The organism is Dulcicalothrix desertica PCC 7102, from assembly GCF_003991905.1.
Taxonomy (GTDB): domain Bacteria; phylum Cyanobacteriota; class Cyanobacteriia; order Cyanobacteriales; family Nostocaceae; genus Dulcicalothrix; species Dulcicalothrix desertica.
Window position 1 is genome coordinate 1 of sequence record NZ_RSCL01000022.1, and the last position, 24242, is coordinate 24242.

Sequence of the window (24242 nt, forward strand, 5' to 3'; positions counted from 1 at the left end):
GCGGAAGTTTTTTGTTGGGGCGAGGGGGCGGGTTTACAGATATGTTAATGATCGCGGAAGTTTTTTGTTGGGGCGAGGGGGCGGGTTTACAGATATGTTAATGATCGCGGAAGTTTTGGGTTAACCCGCCCTTACAGACCCGCCCTTACAGACTTGCGCTTGGAGTTACTCCGCTTTTATAGCAAGGGATATTGCAGCAGGGAGGATTCGATGTTCTTCAATTTGAATTCGTTGATGAAGCGTTTCGGTTGTATCGTCTGGCAAGATAGGTACTGCTGCCTGCATCAAAATGGGTCCATCGTCAACTTGTAAGCGTACTATGTGTACTGTACAGCCAGCTATTTTAACGCCGCTTGCTAAAGCTTGTTCGATGGCACTGGCACCTTTAAAGCTGGGTAGTAAGCTGGGATGAATATTTATAATTTTGTCAGTGTACGCCTGAATTAGTACTTGAGTAACAATTCGCATCCAACCAGCCATTACAACCCATTCAACATTATACTTTTGTAGAGTGCGTACAATTTCCGCATCAAAATCTTCGCGACTTTTGTAGTCACGGTGATTTAACAGTACTGCTGGAATATCCCAATTTTCAGCACGCACTGCTGCGTATGCATCTGGGTTATTGTAAATTAAAACCTGAATTTGGGCGTTGAGTTGTCCATTTTTTATTGCCTGGGCAACTGCTTCAAAGTTACTGCCGCTACCCGAAGCTAAAATTCCCAGTCTACAAAAGGCGCCACCAGGTAAAATGCTGGTAATACTGGGAGAAATCAAACTATTTGTCGTCATAGCAGTTGAGTAGGACACCATAATTTCCTCTCTGTGTTCTTTGTGTCTCTGTGGTAGTATAAAGAGCTTTTTACCACAGAGACGCTCTTGACACAGAGAAAACTTTAGAGAAGGCGGCGACAGGAACGAGTTGTGTTAGGTGCTAGTTTTTTGATTAGCTATTGTATAACTTTAGCACTAATATATCAAGCTATTTAGGAATAATTTCTGATTTACTTAATAAACTTAAATATGACATTGCGTCATACTAAAAAAAGAGAAAGTTTGACGTATTGTCATATTAGATATGTCAAGAAAGTATATTATTTTGCATCTAAAAGCTTGACATTATGTGTTCATAACGATAATGTTTTTTAACAGTATTGCATATATAATCCCCCTAGCCCCCCCTTAATAAAGAAGGGGGAATAAATAAATTAAATTTATAGCTCCTTTAATAAGGATAGAACTTAGTAGATTTCTAGCCCCCCGAATTCGCGGGAGGTTGGGGGGATAAATTTGACAAATTACAGTATTAAAATAAATTCTTCTTTGTGTTCTTTGTGCCTTTGTGGTTTATAAAAAATGAACCGTACCTAGTACACTAAGTTAACAAATAAAGAAATTAACCTATAAATTAGGAGATTAGAGTGCAAAATTTATATTTATACAAAATCGCTTTATTAAGTCTATTGATAGGATTACCAGCATTTGCTGCTGACACTAATCAGCAAGATATTCTCAATCTAAATGAAATCAAGTTACCATCACAAGAAGCGAAGTTCTTAACTCAACAACCTACAAATAATCAAGTCCAAGAAGAATCAAAACCAGAACAACCATCGTCTGAAAACACCCAACAAGACGATTCGGATATAGATATAGAAGCAATTGGAGAAAAAGACACACTCCCTCAATCTACACCAACTTACGTCATTGAAAAAGAAGAAATCCAGAAACAAGGCGCCACAAGTGTTGCGGATATCTTGAAGAGAATGCCTGGATTTGTCATTAACAACGTTGGACACGGCGCTGACATTCATACAGGAACATATTACCGAGGCGCTACACTAAATCAAACAGTGATTTTGATTAACGGTAGAAGAGTTGATACTAATGTCAATACTTCTCATGGCGCCACAGATTTAAATAGCATTCCAGTTGAAGCAATAGACCGAGTAGAACTATACAGCGGAACAGCAACATCATTATATGGTTCTTCTGGTTTTGGTGGAGTCGTTAATATCATTACAAAGCAAGGCAATACCACCCCCAGATTTAATGCTTCTACAGAATTTGGTTCATTGAATTTAAACAACCAACAAACAAGTTATAGCGGTGGTACCGAAAACGTTAGATATAATCTAAGCTTTGAACGGTTGTTTATAGACAACCGTTATAAAGTACCTGTAGGCGCCGCAAATAGAGACGCAAGCGGTAATTTATTTAACGCCGATACAGCGACAAGTACTTACTTTGGTAATCTTGCCCTAGACTTAGATAAAAAAAACACCGTTAACTTAGACGTAAAAGTACTAAGTAGTCGTCGCGGTCTAGTATATTTTGGTTTTCCATTACAGCGAGATAGATTAGACCATGATGGATTAAACATTGGTTTATCATGGAAATCAGAACTAGCAAAAGGTTCTAACCTAACCACTACATTTGGATACAACCGAGATTATTTTAATACCTACGGACCAACAGGAACATTTTACCGCACAGGAACATTAGACACACAACAATTTACAGGTAGAATAGAACATGATTGGCAAGTCACCTCAAACAATCAACTTCGTTGGGGTTTAGATATAAAAAACACCGACTTAAATAGTCTTGCCGACAGTACACTACCAAGTCGAATAGCTTTAAACGAAACCGAAGATAGAAGTTTATTGAATACAGCACTATTTGCCGTTAACACTTTTAATATTAGTGATAATCTTTTATTCGATTTAGGATTACGACAAAGCTTTGACTCAGAGTTTGGGAGCTACTTTAATCCAAGCGGAGGATTGCGATATGCCATCACACCAAATCTCGCTGTACGTGGTAGTTTAGCTTATGGACAGCGTAACCCAGGTCTAGACCAACTATACACATACGACACAGTACATGGTTGGTTGCCAAACGCCAATTTAGAACCAGAAACAGGCACATCTTGGACTGCTGGCATAGATATTAACATTACCAAAGATATAATCGGGCAATTTACTTATTTTGGCAGCAGTATCGACAATACCCTTAGCGTCATTCAAGGACAATGGCAGAATATTGGCTTAGTTGACACCAATGGTTTTGAAGCTGCACTACGCATGAAAGTCGCGCGTGATTGGTCAACTTTTGTAAACTACACCTATACAGATGCCCAAGTTAAAACAGGAGCAGATAGAGGTTTACAGTTAGGCTTAATACCCTACTCATTACTTCAAGCAGGTGTTGGATACGAAAAAAATGGCTGGCAAGCTAACTTATATGCTACCTACAACAGCGGCGCCCGTCGAGCATTATTCGCGGCGCCAGGAGACAGAAACACAGATTTTGTACCTTCTTACTTCAACCTAGACCTCAGCACCCGCATACCAGTAACATCAAACTTAGGCTTAACATTTTACCTAGAAAACTTACTAGGAGAACAATACGAAAAAGTAAATCGTATCTACAGTCCCGGTTTCACCTTCCGTGTAGGTCTAACCTCCACCATCTAAAATTAATCTTGTAAAACAGCTAATCTTGTGGAGCGGGCATCCCTGCCCGCCCCCACATTCACAATTAACAAGTTGAAATAAAAAAAGGGCAGATAATTAAATATCTACCCTAAGCAAAAAAATATTAATTCAAGGCATTATCATTGACTACTTAGAAGCGGTATCCTACGCCAGCCTGGATACTTAATGCATCGCCAGAACCTCTTTTGTATGCATCAATTGCGTATTTTACATCTCCGAACAAAACAATATTTTTGCTCATAGCAGATTCCGCACCTAAAGTCAATAAAGCTGAATTGCGATTTCCTAACTGTCAGCAGAAGCAATTCCAGCCGAAACAACAGCAGATGTAACGAAAGCTACAGACAACGTAGTATGAGAGGAACGGGCAAGGATGCCCATTCCACAAGAAACTAAGCTCCCCTTTATTAAGGGGGTTAGGGGGGATCAATATTTGAATTACCTTTTTAATATTTTTTGTCGCATTTTTACAGTAAAGCTGTTGATTTCGTGTATTCGCATCACAGCAGTAATGGCGCCAAACACTATTAACCCTGCAAGTCCTGCAACAGAAAGTTTTATTAGTAAAAGCAGTAGATTTTCGTTACCAACTAAAAACCGTTCCACAAGCTGTAATGTGGCAAAGCTAGAAATTCCACCTGCAACACTCGCAGCAGTTAATCCTAAAATAGGCAAACTCCACTCGATCCACGGTAAACCACCAATTTTGCGGTCGAGTAAGTATAAAAGCATTAAAGTAGAACTTAAGTTTACTCCTACGGTTGCTAGTACTAAACCAGGGGCGCCAAATGATTGAATGAAAATCAAATCAAGAACGACATTTAGGACAATATTAAACAAGCTAATGCGAAACGGCGTATTTCCATCACCCAAAGCATAAAACACTCGTACTAAAACATCTCGTCCAAGGTAAACGAACATCCCGACACCATAAGCAACCAGCAGTGAAGCAACTAAATCAGCAGCTTTTTGGTCGAATGCTCCTCGTTTATATACTAAAGTTACTATTGGTTGGGATAAAGCAATCATTAGGGCGCCCAAAGGCAACATTGTAAATGCCGAAAGAATTAGTCCTTGACGGATGCGCTGCTTTAATTCACCCCAGTCTTGTGGATCAGTCAGACGAGAAAATATAGGTAGCAATGGAACTAATACAATATTAGAAATTACTCCTAGAGGTGTTTGAACAAGTAAATTGGCGTAGTTCAATCCTGAAGCGGCGCCACGAATATAAGAAGCAAATATAGAATTAATCTGCCAATTAATATAAAGCATTCCAGAGGAAAAGGTTGCCGGAAGCATAATTTTCATTATCTCCCTCACACCTGGTTGGTTAAAGTCAAACCGCAGTCGCAAACCACCCATGCCAATGCGCGCTTGTGCGACAAGTTGAACTGCCCATTGTAATATGGCGCCTGCAGTTGTACCAACCGCTAAAATTGCCCCACTGTATATAACATTTTCTGCGGCGTAAATATTTTTTCCTAACTGCAATCCTAGAAATGCAACGGCAATGACGACCGTAATACTCGATAGTAAAGGACTAATCGAAGGCAACCAATATTGATTGGCAACGTTAAGAGTACCAAAACCAATACCAATTAACCCCGCTAGCACTGCCATCGGCGCCATAATTTGAAGTTGTCGGGTGGCAATTGCTTTAATTAATTCTCCATCAGGACGTTGGTCTAAACCAGGTGTTGTTAAATCAATCAGGTTTCCAGCAAAAACTACCAGCAAAATTGTGACTGCTAAAAGCACGACACCAACAAGCGTGGTCATCGTTTCCACCAAGGGTGCAGCTTCTTCTTTCTTCCGCTTCGCTAAAACACTAACAATTGCGCTGTAAAACGGACCGTTGATACCACCCAGTAAAATCAGTAGAAATCCGGGGACGATATAAGCGAAGTTATAGGCTTCAGCAATTGCGTCTGTACCAAACGCGGCGCCAATAGCGACTTGGCGCGCTAAACCTACAACTTTGCTAATAATGGTAGCAGCAGCTACAATACCAGCGATACCAGCCAGGGAGCGAGTTACTTTTTTTTGTTCTTGTGACACAAATAATACCCGAATCTTCAGGTGAGGGCGCTTATCTGTTGAACATTTAACATGAAAGTGACTATTCTGTCAGGCAAATTTTAATCAATTATTTACAACCTAAACTATCTCTTGTTGCGACACCAGTCACTGGGTTAACACCGTCCGCGCGTGTACACATCAGGCTAACTTGGTAGCGGTCGATAAGAGCATTGCTAAAGTCGGCGCCTGTAATATCGGCATCGAATAAGCGACTGCGAGTTAGTGTTGCATCAGTGAATATGGCGTTTCTAAGATTGGCATTATCAAGGGTAACGCGGTCTACTAAGGCGCCTGTGAGGTTAGCACCTTCTAAGTTGGCTTTGAGCATTACGCCTTTGGTGAACATCGCATTGGTTAAGTTGGCGCCTTTGAAATTGGTGCCACGCATTTCTGCTGCTACAAAATTTACACCTACTAAATCAGTATTAGAGAAATCACGATTCTCTAAACTGGCGTTGTTATAGTTGATTGTATTAATTTGAGCATATCCTGGCTTGGCATTAAACATTACTAGTAAACATGCCAAAGTAAGTATAGTTATTAAAGTGACAACACTACGCAATATTTTTTTCATAAGCTCGAAAGAAACCGGGTTTCTAAGAAAAATCATCATGTTCATTATAAGATATCAAAAGAAACCCGGTTTCTCACAGGGATTGTAATAACAAACTCCGTACCTTCCCCTTCAGTTGAATTTATATCGATACTACCATGATGTTTCTCAACAATAATTTGACGTGCGATAGCCAAACCTAACCCTGTCCCTTTCCCAACAGCTTTAGTGGTAAATAAATGGTCAAACACCTTGCCTTTAACTTCATCTGACATTCCAATACCATTATCTATAATTCGGATAATAGCTGAATAATTATCTTGACTAAATTCGGTTATAATTGTAATTATATTTGGATTTGCTTGAATATCTTCAAAACTCTTGCCTCGATTTGATTCCTCCAAAGCATCGATAGCATTTGCGAGCAAATTCATAAAAACTTGGTTAAGCTGTCCTGCATAACACTCAACTTGTGGGATACTACCATAATTACAAATCACTTCAATAACAGGGCGATTTTCGTCTGCTTTCAAACGATGTTTGAGAATTAAAATTGTACTATCTAAGCCATCATGAATATTAAACTCAGTTGGATGCTCGCTATCCGCACGCGAGAAAGTACGAAGACTAGTGCTAATATTGCGAATACGTTTAATTCCTTCTTGAGTTGAGTTTATTAATTTTGGTAAATCTTCTTGTAAATATTCTAAATCAATAGCTTCAGTTTCTGCTTCAATCTCTTTTCCTGGTTGGGGAAAACATTGTTGATACAATTTAATTAAACCTAACAAATCTTTACTATATCCTTCAATATGATTCACATTTCCATGTACAAAGCCAATAGGATTATTAATTTCATGAGCAACACCAGCAACTAAATTTCCTAAAGCTGACATTTTCTCACTTTGTATAAGCTGCATTTGAGAAGATTGCAATTCTTTAGTTCTTTGGGTAACTTGTTGCTCTAAGTTTTTGGTTAAGTATCTTAGCTGCAAATGAGTTTTAATACGTGCAAAAACTTCTGCTTCTTATTCTTCAAAAGATAGCTGTAGCTGGGCTGTCATTTGGCGAAACGATTGCTCTAAAATAGAAATCTCATCTCCTGTTTGAAAGCTTGAGTCTTTGTAATGTTGATTTTCAATAGCTTCTGTACTTTGATTTAATCGTTGTAATCGCTCGCTATCAGCTTGTGCTAATTTTTTGCACTCTTCGAGAATTGGATGCAAACGACGATTAAGTTGTCGAACAAATAAAGCAACTACAAAAGCTAGTACAATACCAGCACCGACGGCGCCTCCAACTGTAATAAATAGTACAGGAAGTAATACAACCGATTGAGGAACGACAGCGAGCATTAGCCAATTTGCACCTTTAATACGCTGGTACACCCAATAATCACCATCTCGAAGTATTAATCCAGCTTGAGAGTGCTGAATTTGTTGCCATAGGGTTTTGAGTTTGGGAATATCGGTATAACTTTTTAAGTTTGTGGCTTTTTGAGGATTTGGGGGATAAGCGAGCAATTTTCCTTTTTCGCTTAAAATCACGAAGTAGCCATTATCTTTGATGACAGAAGTTTGGACTTTTGTGCTTAAAGCCGTAACACTGATATCAAATGCTGTTGTGCCGATTACTTGATTACGGTCATTGATAATTGGAACTACAAAGGTGGACATTGTGATTCCATGCCAGGGAAAGGGTTCTGTTAAAACTGCTTTTTTCAAAGTTACAGGCAGTCTCACATAATCTTGCTGAGTGTAATCTTCAAGTGAGGCAACGTCTACGTAACGAATACCAAGATTAGGCGCCGATAAAGCTTCTCCAATTTGTTCAGGGGTTTTTTGGTCAACAAAATAGTATGGTAGAAATAATTTACGGTCTGCTAGAAACTGGAAAGGTTCTTGACTTAACCCATAACCCATTGCAATGGAAGGGCGATTTTGGAAAAAATTGAAAGCGAGTTGTTTATATGTATTAATATCGCGAACTCCACTGTCAACCTTAGTTTCAACTGCTGCACTTGACATTCGCAAACCTCGTTCAGCTTCCGATAGCTGTGCTTCAATTGCTCTAACTTGCGTATTTAAACTACCTCGAATTTCATCTCTAGCTCTATTTTCTAAAGTTCGGTAGAAGAAATAAGACATACCACCTAGCCCAAATAAGGCGCCGCTTAATACATATAAAAATAGCTTGGCGCCGATAGTATATGTAGATTTTTTCTTCAATGCAAAATCGTAACTAGGCATATAACATAAAATTTAAAATTTCTTTTAAAGATATTGTGCCCAGGATTTTGCTATATCTAACACCATAAAGGTATATACTGATATTGAAGTTATTTAGCTATAAATGGCTATATTTTGATAATTATCAATATTTTTGAAGATAAAGTATTCGATTAAATCAGAAATTTATAGTCAAAAAAATCCCTCCAATTTTTATTCGGAGGGAGATATTTTTTATTTATGGTACAGACGTTACATGCAACGTCTGTACAAAATTCTGAAACTATTTTTTATTTCCAATCCTTACCGACGCGAATTGTAATATCAGATTCAAGGTCACCTGTAGCAGCTACTTCCACATGACCTAGACCAAGAGCTTTTTGAACTTGTTCGCCAAGCTCGCGGTCACCTCTTTGGACAATTATTTGTGTTTCGCGCTGGGTGTCTGACCAGTCTGTGGATGCGTAAGCTTTAGCAAAACCTTTTTGTTTGAGAGTATTAATAACTTTTTCGGTTACACCAGGCTTATTTGAAGCATTTTGAATAGCAACTTTTAGGTTCGGTAAAGGTCTTACCAAAGGACGCATTCCTGCAATTCCAACACCTGCATAATCGTTCAACAGCTTAACTTGTCCGGTTAAGTCAATCCAGTAGCTGTTAGGGTCAGCACTGAGACGGCTAAAAATACCGGGCAAAATCGTCATTTGAAAATTATCGCGCTCTAAGTTAGAAGAGAAGTTGACGAGTGCCATCATTTCTTCTAGCTTTAAGTTGGTGTCGAAGTACTTTCGCATGACGCGGATAAGTTGCGGTAAGCGAGTTACAACTGTCGGACTCGATAGTTTTTCGCGCATAGCCATTAATAGCGCTTGCTGACGTTGAACACGCGGTAAATCTCCACTATTGGTTTCACGGAAGCGCGCGAACTGTTCAGCTTGTTCACCGTTAAGGTTTTGCCAACCTTTAACCAAGTTAATTGAGAAGCGGGTGGAAGTGTCTTTGTAGTTCATTGCTTGGGGAACAAATACTTCGACTCCCCCTAGTTGATCTACTAGCTGACGCAAACCGCTCGTGGAAATCCGAATATAACGGTCGATAGGAGCATTATTTAGAGTTCGGCTAATTACCCGGTTGGATAGTACAGGCCCACCTTGAGCGTTTGCTTGCGATACTTTGTTCAAACCCTTTTCAGGAATTGAAATCATTGTATCTCTGGGAATTGACAGTACACGCATACTTTTATCTTCGGGGTTTAACCGAATTAGCAGCATTGTGTCGCTTTTACCCGCAAAACTTTCTGGTGAACCATCAACGGTACCCGGTACTGGCTCAATTCCCATTACCAGGATATTCATTGGACGAATGAGTTTATATTGTGAAATATTGCTCCACAAATCTGCTGGTAACTGCGTTTTTTCCCCTTCTTTACCAGACAGTTGTAACTCATCATCAGCACGGTCAACACTGCTCCATAATGGAGTCCATAGCGCAAGTGCTGACACCATTAACCCAGATAAGGTCATCCCGACAGCAATAGAAAGTATCCAGAATAACCAGCGCGGCATTGAGAGACCGAGCCGTTGATAAAGCTGGCTAGGAATAGAACCGTGCGTCCTACCCGGATTTGCGGTACTATTATCTGAATAATTTACAGTCCCGTAATTAAGGGATTCTTCTGAGTTTGATGGTGCCTCTTGATTCTCTGACCAATCTGTATCTTGATTATCTTTACGTTCTACTTGTTTAACCACAAATATCTCCCCACTCAACCAACGCCATTTACGTTTAACTGGGAAAAACCCCAGTTTACTTCTGTGGCCACTCCCTTAAGGCTATGTTAATGCAAGCTTTTAAACTTGCCAGTGTCCGGGCTTCCAGTACACACTTGTAATGTTTTAAATTTAGGTTTTCTAATATATGACTAACGCATTTTTTCCTGTAATCCTTGCTGGTGGTAAAGGTGAGCGTTTTTGGCCTTTGAGTCGTCTCAACCGACCAAAGCAATTTTTGTGTCTCGATGGTACTGACCGAAGTCTTTTACAAGCTACTGCCGACCGACTGCTTGGTTTAGCTTCTGGTTGGGAAAACTTGTGGGTTATTACTTCTAGTTTGATCGCGCAGGGTGTTCGCGACCAGTTAACAGAACTACCATCCGATAATTTACTTGTTGAACCAGAGGGAAGAGACACAGCAGCGGCAGTTGCATGGACTAGTTTAGAAATAGCTCGTCGCTACGGTCAGGACGCGATAATTGGCTTTTTTCCAGCAGACCACTGGATTGCTGACCAATCAGTGTTTGTAGACACTATAAGTGCAGCTTCCCAACTAGCAGCAACCACAGATGCCATTGTGACGTTGGGGATCAAGCCTACGTTCCCCTCAACTGGTTATGGATACATTGAACAAGGCGAAAAAAGTGGTATCTTTGATGACTTGCCAGCTTATCATGTTAACCGCTTTACTGAAAAGCCTAATCGTGAAACTGCTGAAACATTTTTATCTACGGGTCGTTTTAGTTGGAACAGTGGCATGTTTATTTTTAGGGCTGGTGTTGTCCTTAAAGAACTACGTGCGTATGCTCCCGAAATTATCGAACCTTTAGAAAAAAATGGGACAGATGTCTACCCCAAACTGCCTAAAAAGAGTATAGACTACGCTTTAATGGAAAAGACAGGTCTAGCATATGTATTACCAGTAGAATTTGGTTGGGATGACCTTGGTGACTGGAATGCTATCGAACGACTTCTTAAAAAAGAAGATAATAAGAATGTCGAACTGGCTACTCATGTAGGATTAGATACAAAAGGCGCCGTTGTTTATGCATCGAATCCGGATGATGTAATTGTTACAATCGGACTTGAGGATGTAGTTATAGTACGTGATGGAAATGCTACCCTTATTGCCAAAAAAGACCGTACTCAAGAAATCAAAGAAGTCCTCAAAACTTTGAAAAGTGATTCTAAATTTAAAGAGTTACTCTAATTTAGTTGTGAGTGATGAGTGCTGAGTGCTGAGTGCTGAGTGAGTTTGGAGTTACAACTCAGCACTCAGCACTTTATACTTAGCACTTAATATTTAGAACTTTTAAAACTGTTGGCAGAGGCAGAATATACCTTTTTTTAGTATAACTTAACTATCTTGAGAAGTTAAAAGTTAAGATGCGCGGAGCCATAAGTAATGAGTTATGAGTAAGACTCAGCACTCAGCACTCAGCACTCAGCACTCAGCACTCCTAACTCCTAACTCCTAACTCCTAACTCTTCTATTTATGTTTATTACGCAAACCGTTCCTCGTCAACGCGAAATAGTCGAAGTTCTCCTCCGTAATGGTTGGGACTACATGCGGCGCCTGCTAACCGGAGGCAAACCAGAAGACCCGCAACTTCCGACACCTGCCGTATTGAAGAAAATTCTTGTAGACCTAGGACCCGTTTACGTAAAACTCGGTCAACTAATGTCAACTCGTCCTGACATTTTGGGAGCTTCCTACATTGAAGAACTCTCAACCCTACAAGACGAAGTTCCACCAGTTGCCTGGTCAGAAATTGAAATACTTATCCGTAAGCAATTAAAACGTCCTCTTGAAGAGACATTTAAATATATAAACCCCGTTCCAGTTGCTGCTGGTTCAATTGCTCAAACACACCGTGCGACTCTTATTGACGGTCGCGAAGTGGCAATGAAAGTTCAACGCCCAGGTATTGATATTACTGTCGCCCAAGATATTGCTTTAATACAGGGTATTGCCGATTTGGTTGCACGCACTGAATTTGGACAAAACTACGAAATTAAATCTATAGCAGAGGAATTTTGTAAAGCTCTGGAAGCAGAACTTGATTTTACTCGCGAAGCTAGCTTTACCGACGAACTACGTCGCAATTTGTCAAAAAGTAAGTGGTTCGACCCTACAAAACTTGTAATTGCCGAGATTCACTGGGATGTGACATCACCCAAGTTAATGGTGATGGAATGGCTCGATGGAGTTCCTATACTCAGTGCAAAAATTGGCGCCGACTATAACAACGGCAAAGACCCTACTGTTGAACGTAAAGAAATAACAACTTTATTATTCCGGGCATTTTTTCAACAGCTATATATAGATGGCTTTTTCCACGCTGATCCCCACCCTGGAAATTTGTTTTATTTGCGAGATGGTCGAGTTGCCATTTTAGATTGTGGCATGGTTGGGCGCCTTGATCCCCGCACTCAGCAAATTCTTACAGAAATGTTACTTGCGACAGTTGACTTAGATGCACAAAGATGCGCGCAGTTAACATTACAACTAGCTGACTCAACTCAGCCAGTAATTTTGTCGCGATTAGAAAGCGATTATGACCGGATGTTACGGAAGTATCATAATCTGAACGTCGCCCAAATTAACTTTTCACAAATTATTTACGAAATTCTTCAGGTAGCGCGCAATAATAAAATTCGCTTACCGACAAACATGGGTTTATACGCCAAAACCCTCGCGAACTTAGAAGGTGTTGCACGTGGCTTTAACCCTGAACTCAACTTTTTCGATGAAATCAAACCGTTACTTACAGACTTATTTAGGCGCCAATTACTAGGAGACAGTCCATTCCGTTCGTTGTTACGTACAGCGCTTGACCTGAAAAGTCTCTCTCTCCAATCACCGCGTCAAATAGAATCACTATTAGACCGAGTAACATCAGAAACCTTACAGTGGAATATCTCTTTACGTGGATTAGATGGCTTACGTCGCACAATGGACGATTCAGCCAATCGCCTCTCATTAAGTATCCTCGTAGGTTCGCTGATAATGGGCGCCGCAATTATTTCCACAAAAGCACAAACCGTACAACTATCACTACTAAATAATATTTTATTCGCTGTTGCTAGTTTATTAGGTTTATGGCTTGTTTATAGTACATTGCGCGCTGGAAATAGGAAATAATAAGATTAATCCCTGCGGGAAAACCTCCGGTTTACGTGTCTCTACTCTGTACGCTCTGCGTCTCCGTGGTAATAGTTCTTCTTTACCACAGAGGCACAGAGTTCACAGAGAATAATTGTATTTAGACGTAGTACCCCGATGCAATTCCTAATAAATCTATACAGGTTGACGTGGGTCATTATCTGGTGGGTGCCAGCCACCTTGTATCCAAAACGAGCGCGCATCTAAAATTGCTCCATCATCATGATTGTCATCATTAAAGTCAAATTTGGTACATGTTGCGCGTCCAATCGCAGTTACACCTATAATCCTCAAACCATCAGTTGTCCAAATAAAATGTTCTGCCCAGGTACATTGACGTGGATTGAATAATGGCACACTTTGCTTTGTTTCTGGGTCAATACCAGTCGTAAAATTGTAGTGACGCTCATTACAACGGTGACAAGCCAATGCCAAGTTATCTTCGTCGTTTAAACCACCTAAAGATTGAGGCAGAATATGGTCGATAGTAAAACGGTCTGGGCTTAGATATTCGGGAGAGTGGCAATATTCGCAGAGACATCTGGCTCGTCGTCGGACAAACTTTCGAGTTGCAGTGGACACCATTTTGCTTGCGCTGCTAATTGAGCATTAATTAAGGTAAAAATTCGCGACAGTTCAGATATGCCGTCAAGCTCTGCTCTTTCTTGCGGAGTTAGCAAATCTTTCTTATTTTGATTTAAAAGCTCCTCAAACCGTGCTTGCAAATCATCTGTAAATTTGAAAATGTAAACATCTCCTAATTGATTCATCCGAACTCCAGAACGGATGAAGGACGATGGCTGCATCATGAGCTGAGTCGTCATTTTTTTACCCTACACAGACGTTTATTTGTGTATGAATGATTATAGCTTATATATTTCAATAGATTGTAGTCTTATCTTTGTGCGCTCTACGTCTCCGTGGTAATAGTTATTTTTTACTACAGAGGCACGTAGAGACGCAGAGCGCAGTGTCCCGCTCTTAATAATCGCGTCTCTACACAGAGTCCGTTACATCCGTTCTATCCGTTGCAAAGATTGAGATTGTGGAGATGTTGTGTTATTTCTTTGTGGCATAAATAAGGACACAAATGCTAATAAAATTGCGAGTAAACTTCCCACACCAATAAAAAGTAACTTTTGATTTGTTTGCGCTTGATACTCATCTATTGTGGCAAGACGGTTTGGAAGGTGTTCTAGTTGCAGTACTGTATTTTGTTTTACTTCATTAATTGAAGCTTTTGTATTATTAAGTTCTGATTCGAGACGGTTTAAAGATTGCTGTATTTGTTTTTGGCTATTAGTCACATCTTCTATACGCTGCTCAAGTTTGGCTTCAAGTTCTTCTTGATGACGTTTTGATTCGGTTTTAACATCGTTTTGAATGTTAATTATATTTTGATGCGATTGGTTACTTAAATTTTCAACGTGCTGGTTTAATTCTTGTTGGAATTGCGTAAAGTTCTCTAGTATTTCATGCTTTAAAGCAATAAATTCTTGTTGAACTGCTTCGTTACTGTGGGTTACTTGTTTAACTGCTATTTCCGATTCGTTTTTTATGTCTACTGACACTTGACGTAATTCATACTCAGACTTTTTAAACTGCTGGTTTAATTCTTTCTGAAATTGAGTAAAGTTTTCTACAATTTCATGTTGTAAATTAGTAAATTCTTCGTGAATATGCTCGTTCGCTAAATTTACTTGTTTGATTGCATCTTTTGATTGGTCTTGTAATTCTATTGCAGTCGCGCGTGATTGTTCAACAAATTCACTCAGTTTTTTATGTTCTATTTGTATTTCTTTATACTTTTGTGATAATCCTTCAAAATCAGTTTGAATTTTAGCTAAATCGTTCAAAGCCTCCGATGATTCTTTAAATTTTACGCGATAGCTAGCTAACTCTTGCTCTAAACTTTTTAAGAAATCTGTCATGTCCTTATCCTCTAGCAAAATTAAACTATATGCGAGCAAATTTTTGCCTGATATTGCTCAGTCTTGGCTTTAATAGGGCTACTTCGTCTGAAATATTCCTCTATCGTATTGTATATATTTATAACGTCTTTGTGCGTGATGTTTAGTTGCATTCTTCAAACATGAAAATAAACTGAACCCAGTCAAACAGGCTAACTTTAGGTTTTATAGTACAAATTGGCTTTATAAAAAGTCGCCTAGATTTAACTTTGTATGAAAATTAATAAAGTACTCACAAATATTATTGTTGGCATTGGCTACTTATTCGTTTCGTTACCAGTGAAAGCAGAATGGAAACCTGGCACGGTTGTTCAAGGTATATATTCAGGAATACAACAAATTCATGGTTATCAAGTTACACCTAAATTAATTTCGGATGTCCCAAACGGCGCCAGGGGAGGTTGCGGTAGAATTTACGGTAGCCATTATTGTGTTCGTAATCACACTGTGTATATAACTAGACAGCATATACGTATGGCTTATCAACATGAAGATGCTGCTTTAGCTTATATCGTCGCACACGAATATGCCCATGCAATGCAAACCGCGTATGGGTTTCAACCTCGTATTACACCTATTTCAGAATTACAAGCAGATTGTTTGGCAGGTGTTTATATTGGGTTAATTCCAAATATTGAGTTTGATAATAGAGACATTCAAGAAATAGCTTCGTTTGCATACCGCATTGGTGATTATAATTGGCACAACCCACAGCACCACGGAACACCGCAACAACGTGTGAAAGCTGTTGTTTTGGGTATGCAGTCTTCTGTGCAAGGTAAAAGTGGTGTTAGTGCTTGTTTAAGATAGCCAAAGAAACCGGGTTTCTAGACAAAATCTTTGTTTTTATTACAAGATATTGAAAAAGAAACCCGGTTTCTTACACTGCGACTAAATTTTGTAATTGTACTTCACTTTGTTGAAAAGTATAATTAACAGCCGCAAATAGTTGATCTAGCTCTTGAATAGTATAATACTTTTTATTGCGGGTCAAAATATTTTCTTCTAATTTGCCAAATTGCCAGCGGTCATCATTAGAAACAATACCAAAAATAGTTATTTTTAATTCGTCATTTAATCTTTGAGCAGCAATCATCTCAGCAAGACATTGTGCCCAACCTCCTTCAAAGTCATCTTGCTTGGCTTCAACTAAGATAAAATAAGGTTTGTCGAAAACAACTTTACCTAAAGGTGACCTCGTTGCAAGAATATATTCGGGGTATCCTGTTAGTTTTGCATCGCAATTCAGTAATTGGTGACTCCATAGTAGAAAATTATTGCGATAAACTTTCCAAACTTCTTTTAAAACTGGGTAAATAAAATTTTCACAAATTGCAAATTCCGAGTTATCGACAACAGCTTCATTCATCATCAACTCTAAGTCGTCACGGAAATAATCTGGAATGTTAAACGATGTTTCAATAACAAAATTTGCTTCGGTATAAGTAACCTGATATTCTTTGACGACTTCACCAATAGTTCTGTAACTGCTAACAGTCATATTTTGTAAGTTTGTGTTGAAATATATAAATTATATTATATAAAAAATTGGGAAGTGTTTACGCTTTGTAGCAATCTTTAATTCAAGATTATGTTAGATAAATTTAGAAACTGACAATTCAAAAATCATTGGTACAGCTTCATACTTACAATGGTACAATAATGGTACAAAAAAACGAGTCCGTATCATTTTTTAGACATTTTTTTACTAATTTTTAGGGTACGAACTACAAAAATTGTACCAATAAACAGAGAAAAGTTGTCAAATTATGGTGTCATTTTGGGCATGGGAAAGCAGAAAGGTGCGTTTTTTCGTTGTTTTTGCTAATGTCCCACGGTACGGAGTTGATGTACCAAGGCTGCTTGAAATAAAAAATGCTGTGTTGAACGTACCGTTTATTATACTGTTTTTGGTACGAAACTAGGCTATTTTTTGGTACGAAATGCTTGTTTTTATGGTACGGTGATGAGTTTAAGTTAGTTCAATATTTAATTTGAGTAATATTATTAAACTATTAATAATGAGCAATATTGTGTTTGTACCAACATTTTTGCTTTTGGTACCATTGTTTAATCAGGCGCCGTCGGATAATATGTATATGTTAAAAATTATTAAGTTGTAACGAATGCATATTGTGTGTAATGTGCGCTTCTATCCAGAAGTAGAAGTAATATTAAGAGAGAATATGTAAATTGAAAGAATTTCAGCAAATTTTACCAATAACCGTCAAGAATATATTAGTATTTTTTATAAATGACTTCGGAAGAGAGTGCATTACCACACTTTATCAATATATATATGTCTATCATTCTTGCTCACAATTTGAGCAAATTTTACCCCGTCGCGGTCAAAGAACCAGGTATTAAAGGCACATTATCTCACTTTTTTCGACGCACTTACCGCCAAATTAAAGCTGTTCGGGATGTTTCGTTTGAAATAACCCCTGGTGAAGTTGTCGGTTTTTTGGGGCCTAACGGTGCTGGCAAAACTACGACGCTGAAAATGCTTACGGGACTGGTTCACCCAACTAGCGGTAATGTGAGAGTTGCTGGATATGTCCCTTTTCGGCGCCAAGAAGAGTTTTTGCGAAAAGTTACACTTGTAATGGGGCAAAAACAGCAATTATTGTGGGACTTACCTGCTATGGACTCGCTAAAAATTAATGCTGCTGTTTACGGTATTTCTGACCATGAGTTTATGCTCCGGGTGGGAGAATTAACCGAAATGCTTTCACTAGAAGGTAAATTAAATCAAGCTGTGCGGAAGTTGTCTCTGGGTGAGCGAATGAAAGCTGAGTTACTTGCCGCATTATTACATCGTCCTCAAGTATTATTTCTTGATGAACCAACGTTAGGGTTGGATGTGAATGCACAAGTAGGAGTGCGCGACTTTTTGCGTCAGTACAATCAACGCTATCAAGCCACTGTACTATTAACTAGTCATTATATGGCAGATATTACTGCTTTGTGCGAACGAGTTATTATGATTCACCAAGGCGCCTTGATGTACGATGGTAGTTTGGATGGTTTACTCGAACGATTTGCACCATACCGCGAGGTTCATGTAGAGTTAGCACACGAAATATCAAAGGAAAAGCTCAAATTTTATGGCGATGTAAAAACAGTAGAAGGACGTTCTGCTTGTTTTATTGTTGAGCAAGAAAAGCTGACGCGCACTGTATCCCGCATTTTATCAGATTTAGAAGTTGTTGATTTACAAGTTAATGAGCCACCTGTGGAAGAAGTTATAGGTCGGGTGTTTCAAGCAGGAGTCGTGTAGAGACGCGACATGTCGCGTCTGTACAAGAGTTAGGGGTTAGGAGTTAGGAGTTATGAATTTGATTTGGAAAAAAGTAAGGACTTTCCTTTGGGTGTATTACGCTTATATGGTGGAGTACCGTGCGGAGTTGATATTGTGGGTTTTGGCGGGTTCACTACCTATTATATTGATGGGGGTATGGACGCAAGCTGCACAAGGTGGTCAATTTGGTTTGTCACCTGCTGATTTTGCTCGTTATTTTATTACAGTGTTTATTGTTCGGCAGTTTACGGTTGTTTGGGTTGTTTGGGAATTTGAGCGTGAGGTTGTGGAGGGTAAACTTTCACCTCGGTTATTACAACCTATTGACCCTGTATGGCATCATGTAACTTCGCATGTTTCTGAGCGCGCAGCTCGTATGCCTTTCTCTATTTTTTTAGTGGGTTTATTTTTTATACTGTATCCACAGGCTTTTTGGATACCTAGCTGGTCACAGTTTTTATTATTTACACTGTCTATACTGCTAGCGTTTGCGTTACGGTTTATTATTCAATATACTTTTGCAATGCTAGCGTTTTGGACGGAACGCGCAAGTTCTGTAGAAAGCTTTTGGTTTTTGTTTTATTTGTTTCTATCTGGAATGATAGCTCCTTTGGAAGTTTTTCCTGAACCTGTACGTGTGGCAGTTTTATGTACTCCCTTCCCTTATTTAATTGATTTTCCTGTAAGTCTTTTAATCGGTTTACCTACTGATATTGGTAGAGGGTTTTCTATGACCATTGGGTGGACGCTGTTGTTTTTGGGTTTAAATAGGATATTATGGCGCCGGGGTTTGAAGCGTTATTCGGGGATGGGTGCGTAAGAGGTGGGCGGGTTTACTGTATGCTGGTATATAGTGGGTATTTTGGGTTAACCCGCCCGTACAATTAGGTCGTGGTGATTAGGGTTTCTAGGAATCCTTGTTCTATGTTGGATGCTTGTTGCCCTCCTCCTTCGGCTAAGAGAATGTAGTATTTTTGTAGTAGTGCTTGCATTTTGGGTGTGCGATATTGAGGTTTAATTTTGTATAAGGCTTCATGCCAATGTGTTTCATTCGGAGTGTTTGCCCATCCTGCGAGGTAAATTACTTCTTTTACTAATTTATCTAATTCGGCGCCTGAAAAACCTTGTGTATTTTTAATTAAATAATCTAAAGTCGAGCTTGAAATTGATGGTATTTTAAAATAAGCAGCACGTTTTGATATAATTTCATATCTTTCACGGGTGTTTGGTGGCATTACTATAAAAATTTCGTCGAATCTTCCTGCACGGAAAAGTTCGGGGGGTAACACAGTACGGTCGTTGGATGTGGCGATAAAGAATATAGGATATTGATGGTCGTTTAACCATGACAGAAATGTTCCAAATTGTCTTGTACTAACTCCAGTACTATCTCCACCTACACCTGAGAATGCTTTTTCGATTTCGTCCATAAATAGTATATTAGGCGCCGAAGCTTCTATTGCTCGCAGTGCATGGTAAGTATTACTCTCAGATTCTCCTACCCATTTTGATTGTAAGCGCGAAATTTCAAAGTTTATTTGGGGTACTCGCCATTCTTGAGCTATTGCACGCGCTATAAATGTTTTTCCGCAACCTGGAAAACCTTCTAATAATATTGCACGGGGACGCATTTCAGGATTTGTATCTTGTTCAAACCATTCGCGTCTATTTTGTACCCAATTTTTAATTCTTTCAAGTCCACCAACTTCCATTAGTCCCTCACCTTGAGGGGCAAAATATTCTAAAACACCTGTTTTATGAATTTCTTGTTTTTTAACTTCTAATAGTAAATCTCCTGCTGCATCGGAGTTTGACCAGAGGTTTTTTGTAGTAATTAATTTGGCTGTTTGTAACGCTGCTTGTAATGGCATTCCTTGCGCTTGCTCAGATAAGCGTACAGCATCTTGTTCATCGAGTTGATATTTATGGACAGCAACGCTAAATATAGATTGATGTAATTCGGCGCCTATTGGTAAAGGTAAATCTAATATATGTACATTATTCCTTAATATAGTGGGAATTGTCCATTCTTTGCCAACTATTATTAAACTAATACGTGGACGCGGTAGTTTTTCTTCAATGGCAATAACTAATTCTTTGAGTTGCCGTGCATTCATATGGCAAGTTGGCTCAATAATAGCTGACCAATCTGGTAGTATATAAGTATACTGACTATCTAAGTTCTTACTTATTAACTCACGTTCACGTCTTCGCAAAAAGTTTAATGCAGTTACTATTGGGTCTGTATTGGGTTCATTCATCGAAGCTATACTTTGCCAGGTATTTTCAGAAATCAGCTTTTGAAAACCGTCGATACTACTCCAACGTGCAAGTTCACCATCTTGTATATCTGATGCAACTAAATTTCGATGCGCTTCTATTACACAGTTAATAGCACGACTTTCTTCCGATGAGCGTAAGAAGATTATTGGATATTGCGCGTATAATAATTCCTGTAATTTACGCGCGCATTTATTGTAAGGTAGTTCCATCTTTGAGTTAGGAGTTAGAAGTTATGTGTCATTAGTCACGTAGCGTAAACGGAGTTTTCCCGCAGGGTATAATCTCAGGTCTTCAAGCTTTTTTATGATGCTTCACTACTGGTCTGTGTCATTAATTTTGGGGAGTAAGAAAATTGGCAACGGATGATAAACGGATGTAACGGATGGTTGATTTTTAATAATTAGATGACCGTTTGTAACCAATAACTTATCCGTTACATCCGCTCTCAGGAGTTGCAAACCAACCAGTCAAAATTAATGACACGAACCACTAGGGGAGCATCATTAATTTTGGAGTGTTGGATAAACGAACCCCAAAGTACGCTGCATTACGCAAAGAAAGAAGAGAGAAGAGAGAGCTTTTGAAAATTTCTGACATTAACTACTACGAAAGTCATGACAATATAATTAAGAGTTAAAAGTCATATTGATTTGTGGTTGAACGAACTTCTGTAATTATGGTTTCTTCATTGCTTTTGTTAAGTTTTTTGTTTGGTAGTTTTGGTTGGGGTTGTAAGGGTTGATTCTTCATAAGAGTCGGTAGTACATCTAAGGGTAGGTCTATTCTGATAGTTGTTCGTTGTAATCCTTCGCGAATGTCTTGTAACCATGTGTTTATGATTTGTTTAAGTTTGATTTCGTCTATTTTTCTTGCTGTTTTGGTTTCGATTAAGTTTTGTAAGTTACTTTGATTGTCTGGTATAATAAAGTAGTCTTCGGGGTAAGTTTCATTGGTTCCTGTAAGGTTTATGGAATGGGAGATTTCTTTGTTCCCGGCATTTTTAATGATGATTGTTAGTGTATATTCAGACATACTTTTTTTACCACAGAGACGCAGAGTACACAGAGGTAAGAGATGAAGAGTTTTTATATTTGGTGTTTTAAATGTTTGCTCCATTGTGTAAATATAATTACTCCTGTTATTCCAAGTAAGGTTGTAAAGAGAAGAATATGTAAGCGTTGGGTTAGTATTAATGATGCGTAGGCAAAGTTACTCATGCGGATGTTTACGGGTTGTGATGTGATATTTAATCCTAGGGTTGGGGAGTTTACTTTTAGTTTGGTTGTGTGGTTTGTTGCTCGGTCGGCGCCTGGTTGGCGGTATACTATTTCGTATTCGCGTAGGGTGGTGAGAAAGTTGGTGAGACTTTTGCTTACTTCGTCTGCGTTTGCTGAGAGTTTGTAAATTCCACCTGTTGATGATGCGAGGTTTTGAAGTATTGGTTCATCGATGATATATTCGCGAATGTCTTCGTTTGGTAGTTTACAGTGTTTACTTAGTAGTTCTGTGTTTAGTTCTTCGTTGGATATCACTTTGTCACACGAACTTCTATCACGTAGTTGTTGTAATGATTCTCCGTAAGCGTATGTATGTATTGTTATTTGCAGTGTTTGTCCTAATGTGGTTTGTAATGATTTGAATTTTTCTTGACTGGCGCCGTCATAACCATCTGATAGTAATATTAATGATAGTCTCGGTTTAATTGGGTTTTCATCTATTTGGCTAATGCTGTCTGTATATGTTTTTCGTAAATAGCTTGTTGCTATTCTGAGTGGGTCATATAAATTTGTTGATGCACAAGTAGGGACGTTTGATAAGTCCTGAAGTTGTTTTTTTAATGCATTATCACGAATGTCTAAAAAGGGTGATTGACTCGCAATTGTTTTTTCGTCAACTTCATATAAGTAGTTACATTGACCTTGACCACGATATCCAAATGGGACGAGTGCAAGTTTGATAGGGATGTTTTGTTGACTTGCTGTATCGATAAATTTATTAATCGCGCTTACTGCTCCGCTCAGTTTCTGATTTTTGGCTGCGTCTTGGCGCCTCATACTGCCACTCATATCGAGTAAAATTGTTAGATATACAGGGTCTGGATGGAGTTGCCGTTCGGGTGGTAGTAAGTCAAATTTAATATCTTCAGGGTTTATTACGTTACCTTGTTCGTTTGTTGTTTGGATTTGAAAGTTTTGCCGAGTTAGTCCTTGAATAGGGATGTTATCTTGGTCGAGAACTTTTGCTCGCAAGGTAACACGATTATTTTGAGTCGTATAACGGGATATTTGAACGGTATTTGCTGAAACTGGAAATGGAAGCAGCAATAAGCTAAGTATGAATAGTGCGAGTTTATGCTTCGGGGTCGAGGAATTGGTCATAAAATACAAAGCGGTAGTATTTGTCTTCATCGTGCGCGTGGAATAAAGTTAAGATGTGATTGTGGCGTAAAGTTATTTTTTTACCTTCGGTTAAAAGTTTTGCCTGGACTTGAACGCTTTGATGGGTCAAGCATTTGAGGATTGCATGGTGCTTATGAATTTCTATAGCTGCTGCTAGTTCGGGAAGTGCGGGAATTAAAATATCTGCTTGTTGTGATGAACCGATGATTATTGGTTGTGTTGTTTTGGTGGGTAGCTGTATAGATAAACCTTCTTCTATATAGTCGAAGTTGTCTATACTGACAAACCTGACTTTTGTACTGTTCAAACAAGGTTGCTCTTTATCTTTATCTATATATATAGGGTCCACTGCTTCAAATCCTTGACCTGCACGTAACGCTACTTGATATGTTGGAGAAGTTACTTGGCTAAACCAAACACCCAATAAAACACCTAAAATTAAAAAACCTATTGGGTCTTCGTATCCTGCCAAGGTCAAAAGCTGACGAATAATTTCGATGTAAAGTGCAGCAGTTAAACCAGCTACTAGTCCAAACAGTGAAACTTTCACAACACGACGTTTCGCTTTACGAGTTCCACGTTCGACACTGCGGAACTTCCAACTTATTCCTTCACCAAGTCCAATAAATAATCCAATCAAACCCCATGCAATAACTCTTACAATTACACTTGGTACATTTGTTTGATAAAGTTTAGAACTAATAGTTGCTGCAATTAATCCTCCAATGCTTCCTGTAATAATGGCGCCTTTCCCATATCGCGGTAATATACGTTTATTGGCTTTGTAGCGAGTTGGGTTACTCAAGAATATTTCTGTTGCTATCATTGCTGCTGTTATAGATATTGCAATAATCGGCAATAGGATGAAATCTGGATTAATATTTAAAGTTGCTATAGGTGAATTGAGTAGAACGATTTGGCTTATACTCCAACCAGTTAATGCTGAGAATATGCCAAATATTGTATATATGAGTATTCGCATAGTTT

The 24242-nt window shown here is 38.8% G+C and carries 20 protein-coding genes; 6 read left to right on the forward strand and 14 right to left on the reverse strand.

What is annotated here, in order from left to right; all coding sequences use genetic code 11:
- Nucleotides 1–165: 165 nt before the first annotated feature.
- Entirely contained in the window at nt 166–813 is a 648-nt protein-coding gene (gene purN / locus DSM106972_RS36395) for a phosphoribosylglycinamide formyltransferase (protein WP_127085264.1), read from the reverse strand.
- A 608-nt stretch (nt 814–1421) separates the two neighbouring features.
- Between purN and DSM106972_RS36400 the strand changes: the two genes are divergently transcribed.
- Complete coding sequence (locus tag DSM106972_RS36400) at nt 1422–3479, forward strand: TonB-dependent receptor plug domain-containing protein (RefSeq protein WP_186538686.1); 2058 nt, start codon at nt 1422–1424, stop codon at nt 3477–3479.
- 459 nt (nt 3480–3938) lie between these two features.
- Here DSM106972_RS36400 and murJ read toward each other — a convergent pair whose 3' ends face one another.
- From murJ to DSM106972_RS36425, 5 genes are all read right to left on the reverse strand, one after another.
- Complete coding sequence (gene murJ, locus DSM106972_RS36405; protein WP_127085266.1) at nt 3939–5561, reverse strand: murein biosynthesis integral membrane protein MurJ; 1623 nt, start codon at nt 5559–5561, stop codon at nt 3939–3941.
- A gap of 88 nt (nt 5562–5649) precedes the next feature.
- The gene (locus DSM106972_RS36410) at nt 5650–6156 is read right to left on the reverse strand and encodes a pentapeptide repeat-containing protein (RefSeq protein ID WP_127085267.1); all 507 of its coding nucleotides are present in this window, start codon (nt 6154–6156) and stop codon (nt 5650–5652) included.
- Nucleotides 6157–6200: 44 nt separating this feature from the next.
- Entirely contained in the window at nt 6201–7130 is a 930-nt protein-coding gene (locus tag DSM106972_RS36415; RefSeq protein WP_325052252.1) for a sensor histidine kinase, read from the reverse strand.
- A gap of 33 nt (nt 7131–7163) precedes the next feature.
- On the reverse strand, nt 7164–8384 hold the full coding sequence (locus DSM106972_RS36420; protein WP_127085269.1) for a PDC sensor domain-containing protein: 1221 nt from the start codon (nt 8382–8384) through the stop codon (nt 7164–7166).
- A 269-nt stretch (nt 8385–8653) separates the two neighbouring features.
- On the reverse strand, nt 8654–10114 hold the full coding sequence (locus DSM106972_RS36425; protein WP_127085270.1) for an LCP family protein: 1461 nt from the start codon (nt 10112–10114) through the stop codon (nt 8654–8656).
- A gap of 166 nt (nt 10115–10280) precedes the next feature.
- Here DSM106972_RS36425 and DSM106972_RS36430 point away from each other — a divergent pair, with 166 nt between their 5' ends.
- Together DSM106972_RS36430 and DSM106972_RS36435 are read left to right on the forward strand one after the other, a co-directional pair.
- Nucleotides 10281–11345, forward strand: a complete 1065-nt coding sequence (locus tag DSM106972_RS36430; RefSeq protein ID WP_127085271.1) for a mannose-1-phosphate guanylyltransferase — start codon at nt 10281–10283, stop codon at nt 11343–11345.
- Between the two features lie 286 nt (nt 11346–11631).
- Nucleotides 11632–13281 (forward strand): ABC1 kinase family protein, encoded by a 1650-nt coding sequence (locus DSM106972_RS36435; RefSeq protein ID WP_127085272.1) that lies wholly within the window; start codon nt 11632–11634, stop codon nt 13279–13281.
- Nucleotides 13282–13437: 156 nt separating this feature from the next.
- On the opposite strand, the gene DSM106972_RS36440 is transcribed toward DSM106972_RS36435, so the two are convergent.
- The 3 genes from DSM106972_RS36440 to DSM106972_RS36450 form a co-directional block, all read right to left on the reverse strand.
- Complete coding sequence (locus tag DSM106972_RS36440) at nt 13438–13887, reverse strand: HNH endonuclease (protein WP_127085273.1); 450 nt, start codon at nt 13885–13887, stop codon at nt 13438–13440.
- Nucleotides 13806–14126 (reverse strand): hypothetical protein, encoded by a 321-nt coding sequence (locus DSM106972_RS36445; protein ID WP_127085274.1) that lies wholly within the window; start codon nt 14124–14126, stop codon nt 13806–13808. Before DSM106972_RS36445 ends, DSM106972_RS36440 begins: the two co-directional genes overlap by 82 nt.
- A 186-nt stretch (nt 14127–14312) precedes the next feature.
- Entirely contained in the window at nt 14313–15233 is a 921-nt protein-coding gene (locus tag DSM106972_RS36450; protein ID WP_127085275.1) for a coiled-coil domain-containing protein, read from the reverse strand.
- Nucleotides 15234–15485: 252 nt separating this feature from the next.
- On the opposite strand from DSM106972_RS36450, the gene DSM106972_RS36455 reads away from it, so the two are divergent.
- A complete protein-coding gene (locus DSM106972_RS36455; protein WP_127085276.1) occupies nt 15486–16082 on the forward strand; it encodes a neutral zinc metallopeptidase in 597 nt (198 codons plus the stop codon).
- Nucleotides 16083–16152: 70 nt separating this feature from the next.
- Here the strand turns inward: DSM106972_RS36455 and DSM106972_RS36460 are convergent, their stop codons facing one another.
- Nucleotides 16153–16773 carry a hypothetical protein gene (locus DSM106972_RS36460; RefSeq protein ID WP_127085277.1) on the reverse strand — a complete coding sequence of 207 codons (621 nt, stop codon included), beginning with the start codon at nt 16771–16773 and terminating at the stop codon, nt 16153–16155.
- Between the two features lie 798 nt (nt 16774–17571).
- On the opposite strand from DSM106972_RS36460, the gene DSM106972_RS36465 reads away from it, so the two are divergent.
- Nucleotides 17572–18552 carry an ABC transporter ATP-binding protein gene (locus DSM106972_RS36465; protein ID WP_127085393.1) on the forward strand — a complete coding sequence of 327 codons (981 nt, stop codon included), beginning with the start codon at nt 17572–17574 and terminating at the stop codon, nt 18550–18552.
- 52 nt (nt 18553–18604) lie between these two features.
- Nucleotides 18605–19393, forward strand: coding sequence for an ABC transporter permease (locus DSM106972_RS36470; RefSeq protein ID WP_127085278.1), 789 nt, complete (start codon nt 18605–18607; stop codon nt 19391–19393).
- A gap of 64 nt (nt 19394–19457) precedes the next feature.
- On the opposite strand, the gene DSM106972_RS36475 is transcribed toward DSM106972_RS36470, so the two are convergent.
- The 4 genes from DSM106972_RS36475 to DSM106972_RS36490 all read right to left on the reverse strand — a co-directional run bounded on the left by DSM106972_RS36475 (nt 19458) and on the right by DSM106972_RS36490 (nt 24237).
- A complete protein-coding gene (locus DSM106972_RS36475) occupies nt 19458–21065 on the reverse strand; it encodes an AAA family ATPase (protein ID WP_127085279.1) in 1608 nt (535 codons plus the stop codon).
- 424 nt (nt 21066–21489) lie between these two features.
- Nucleotides 21490–21888, reverse strand: a complete 399-nt coding sequence (locus DSM106972_RS36480) for a hypothetical protein (protein WP_127085280.1) — start codon at nt 21886–21888, stop codon at nt 21490–21492.
- Nucleotides 21889–21941: 53 nt separating this feature from the next.
- Complete coding sequence (locus tag DSM106972_RS36485; protein WP_127085281.1) at nt 21942–23234, reverse strand: vWA domain-containing protein; 1293 nt, start codon at nt 23232–23234, stop codon at nt 21942–21944.
- The gene (locus DSM106972_RS36490; RefSeq protein ID WP_127085282.1) at nt 23206–24237 is read right to left on the reverse strand and encodes a hypothetical protein; all 1032 of its coding nucleotides are present in this window, start codon (nt 24235–24237) and stop codon (nt 23206–23208) included. Before DSM106972_RS36490 ends, DSM106972_RS36485 begins: the two co-directional genes overlap by 29 nt.
- Nucleotides 24238–24242 lie beyond the last annotated feature (5 nt).

Excerpts from the sequence above, each read along its gene's own strand:
- purN (WP_127085264.1), bottom strand. The coding sequence starts at position 813 with ATGGTGTCCTACTCAACTGCTATGACGACAAATAGTTTGATTTCTCCC.
- DSM106972_RS36410 (WP_127085267.1), bottom strand. The coding sequence starts at position 6,156 with ATGAAAAAAATATTGCGTAGTGTTGTCACTTTAATAACTATACTTACT.
- DSM106972_RS36420 (WP_127085269.1), bottom strand. The coding sequence starts at position 8,384 with ATGCCTAGTTACGATTTTGCATTGAAGAAAAAATCTACATATACTATC.
- DSM106972_RS36430 (WP_127085271.1), top strand. The coding sequence starts at position 10,281 with ATGACTAACGCATTTTTTCCTGTAATCCTTGCTGGTGGTAAAGGTGAG.
- DSM106972_RS36435 (WP_127085272.1), top strand. The coding sequence starts at position 11,632 with ATGTTTATTACGCAAACCGTTCCTCGTCAACGCGAAATAGTCGAAGTT.
- DSM106972_RS36440 (WP_127085273.1), bottom strand. The coding sequence starts at position 13,887 with ATGGTGTCCACTGCAACTCGAAAGTTTGTCCGACGACGAGCCAGATGT.
- DSM106972_RS36445 (WP_127085274.1), bottom strand. The coding sequence starts at position 14,126 with ATGACGACTCAGCTCATGATGCAGCCATCGTCCTTCATCCGTTCTGGA.
- DSM106972_RS36450 (WP_127085275.1), bottom strand. The coding sequence starts at position 15,233 with ATGACAGATTTCTTAAAAAGTTTAGAGCAAGAGTTAGCTAGCTATCGC.
- DSM106972_RS36455 (WP_127085276.1), top strand. The coding sequence starts at position 15,486 with ATGAAAATTAATAAAGTACTCACAAATATTATTGTTGGCATTGGCTAC.
- DSM106972_RS36460 (WP_127085277.1), bottom strand. The coding sequence starts at position 16,773 with ATGACTGTTAGCAGTTACAGAACTATTGGTGAAGTCGTCAAAGAATAT.
- DSM106972_RS36465 (WP_127085393.1), top strand. The coding sequence starts at position 17,572 with ATGTCTATCATTCTTGCTCACAATTTGAGCAAATTTTACCCCGTCGCG.
- DSM106972_RS36470 (WP_127085278.1), top strand. The coding sequence starts at position 18,605 with ATGAATTTGATTTGGAAAAAAGTAAGGACTTTCCTTTGGGTGTATTAC.
- DSM106972_RS36475 (WP_127085279.1), bottom strand. The coding sequence starts at position 21,065 with ATGGAACTACCTTACAATAAATGCGCGCGTAAATTACAGGAATTATTA.
- DSM106972_RS36480 (WP_127085280.1), bottom strand. The coding sequence starts at position 21,888 with ATGTCTGAATATACACTAACAATCATCATTAAAAATGCCGGGAACAAA.
- DSM106972_RS36485 (WP_127085281.1), bottom strand. The coding sequence starts at position 23,234 with ATGACCAATTCCTCGACCCCGAAGCATAAACTCGCACTATTCATACTT.
- DSM106972_RS36490 (WP_127085282.1), bottom strand. The coding sequence starts at position 24,237 with ATGCGAATACTCATATATACAATATTTGGCATATTCTCAGCATTAACT.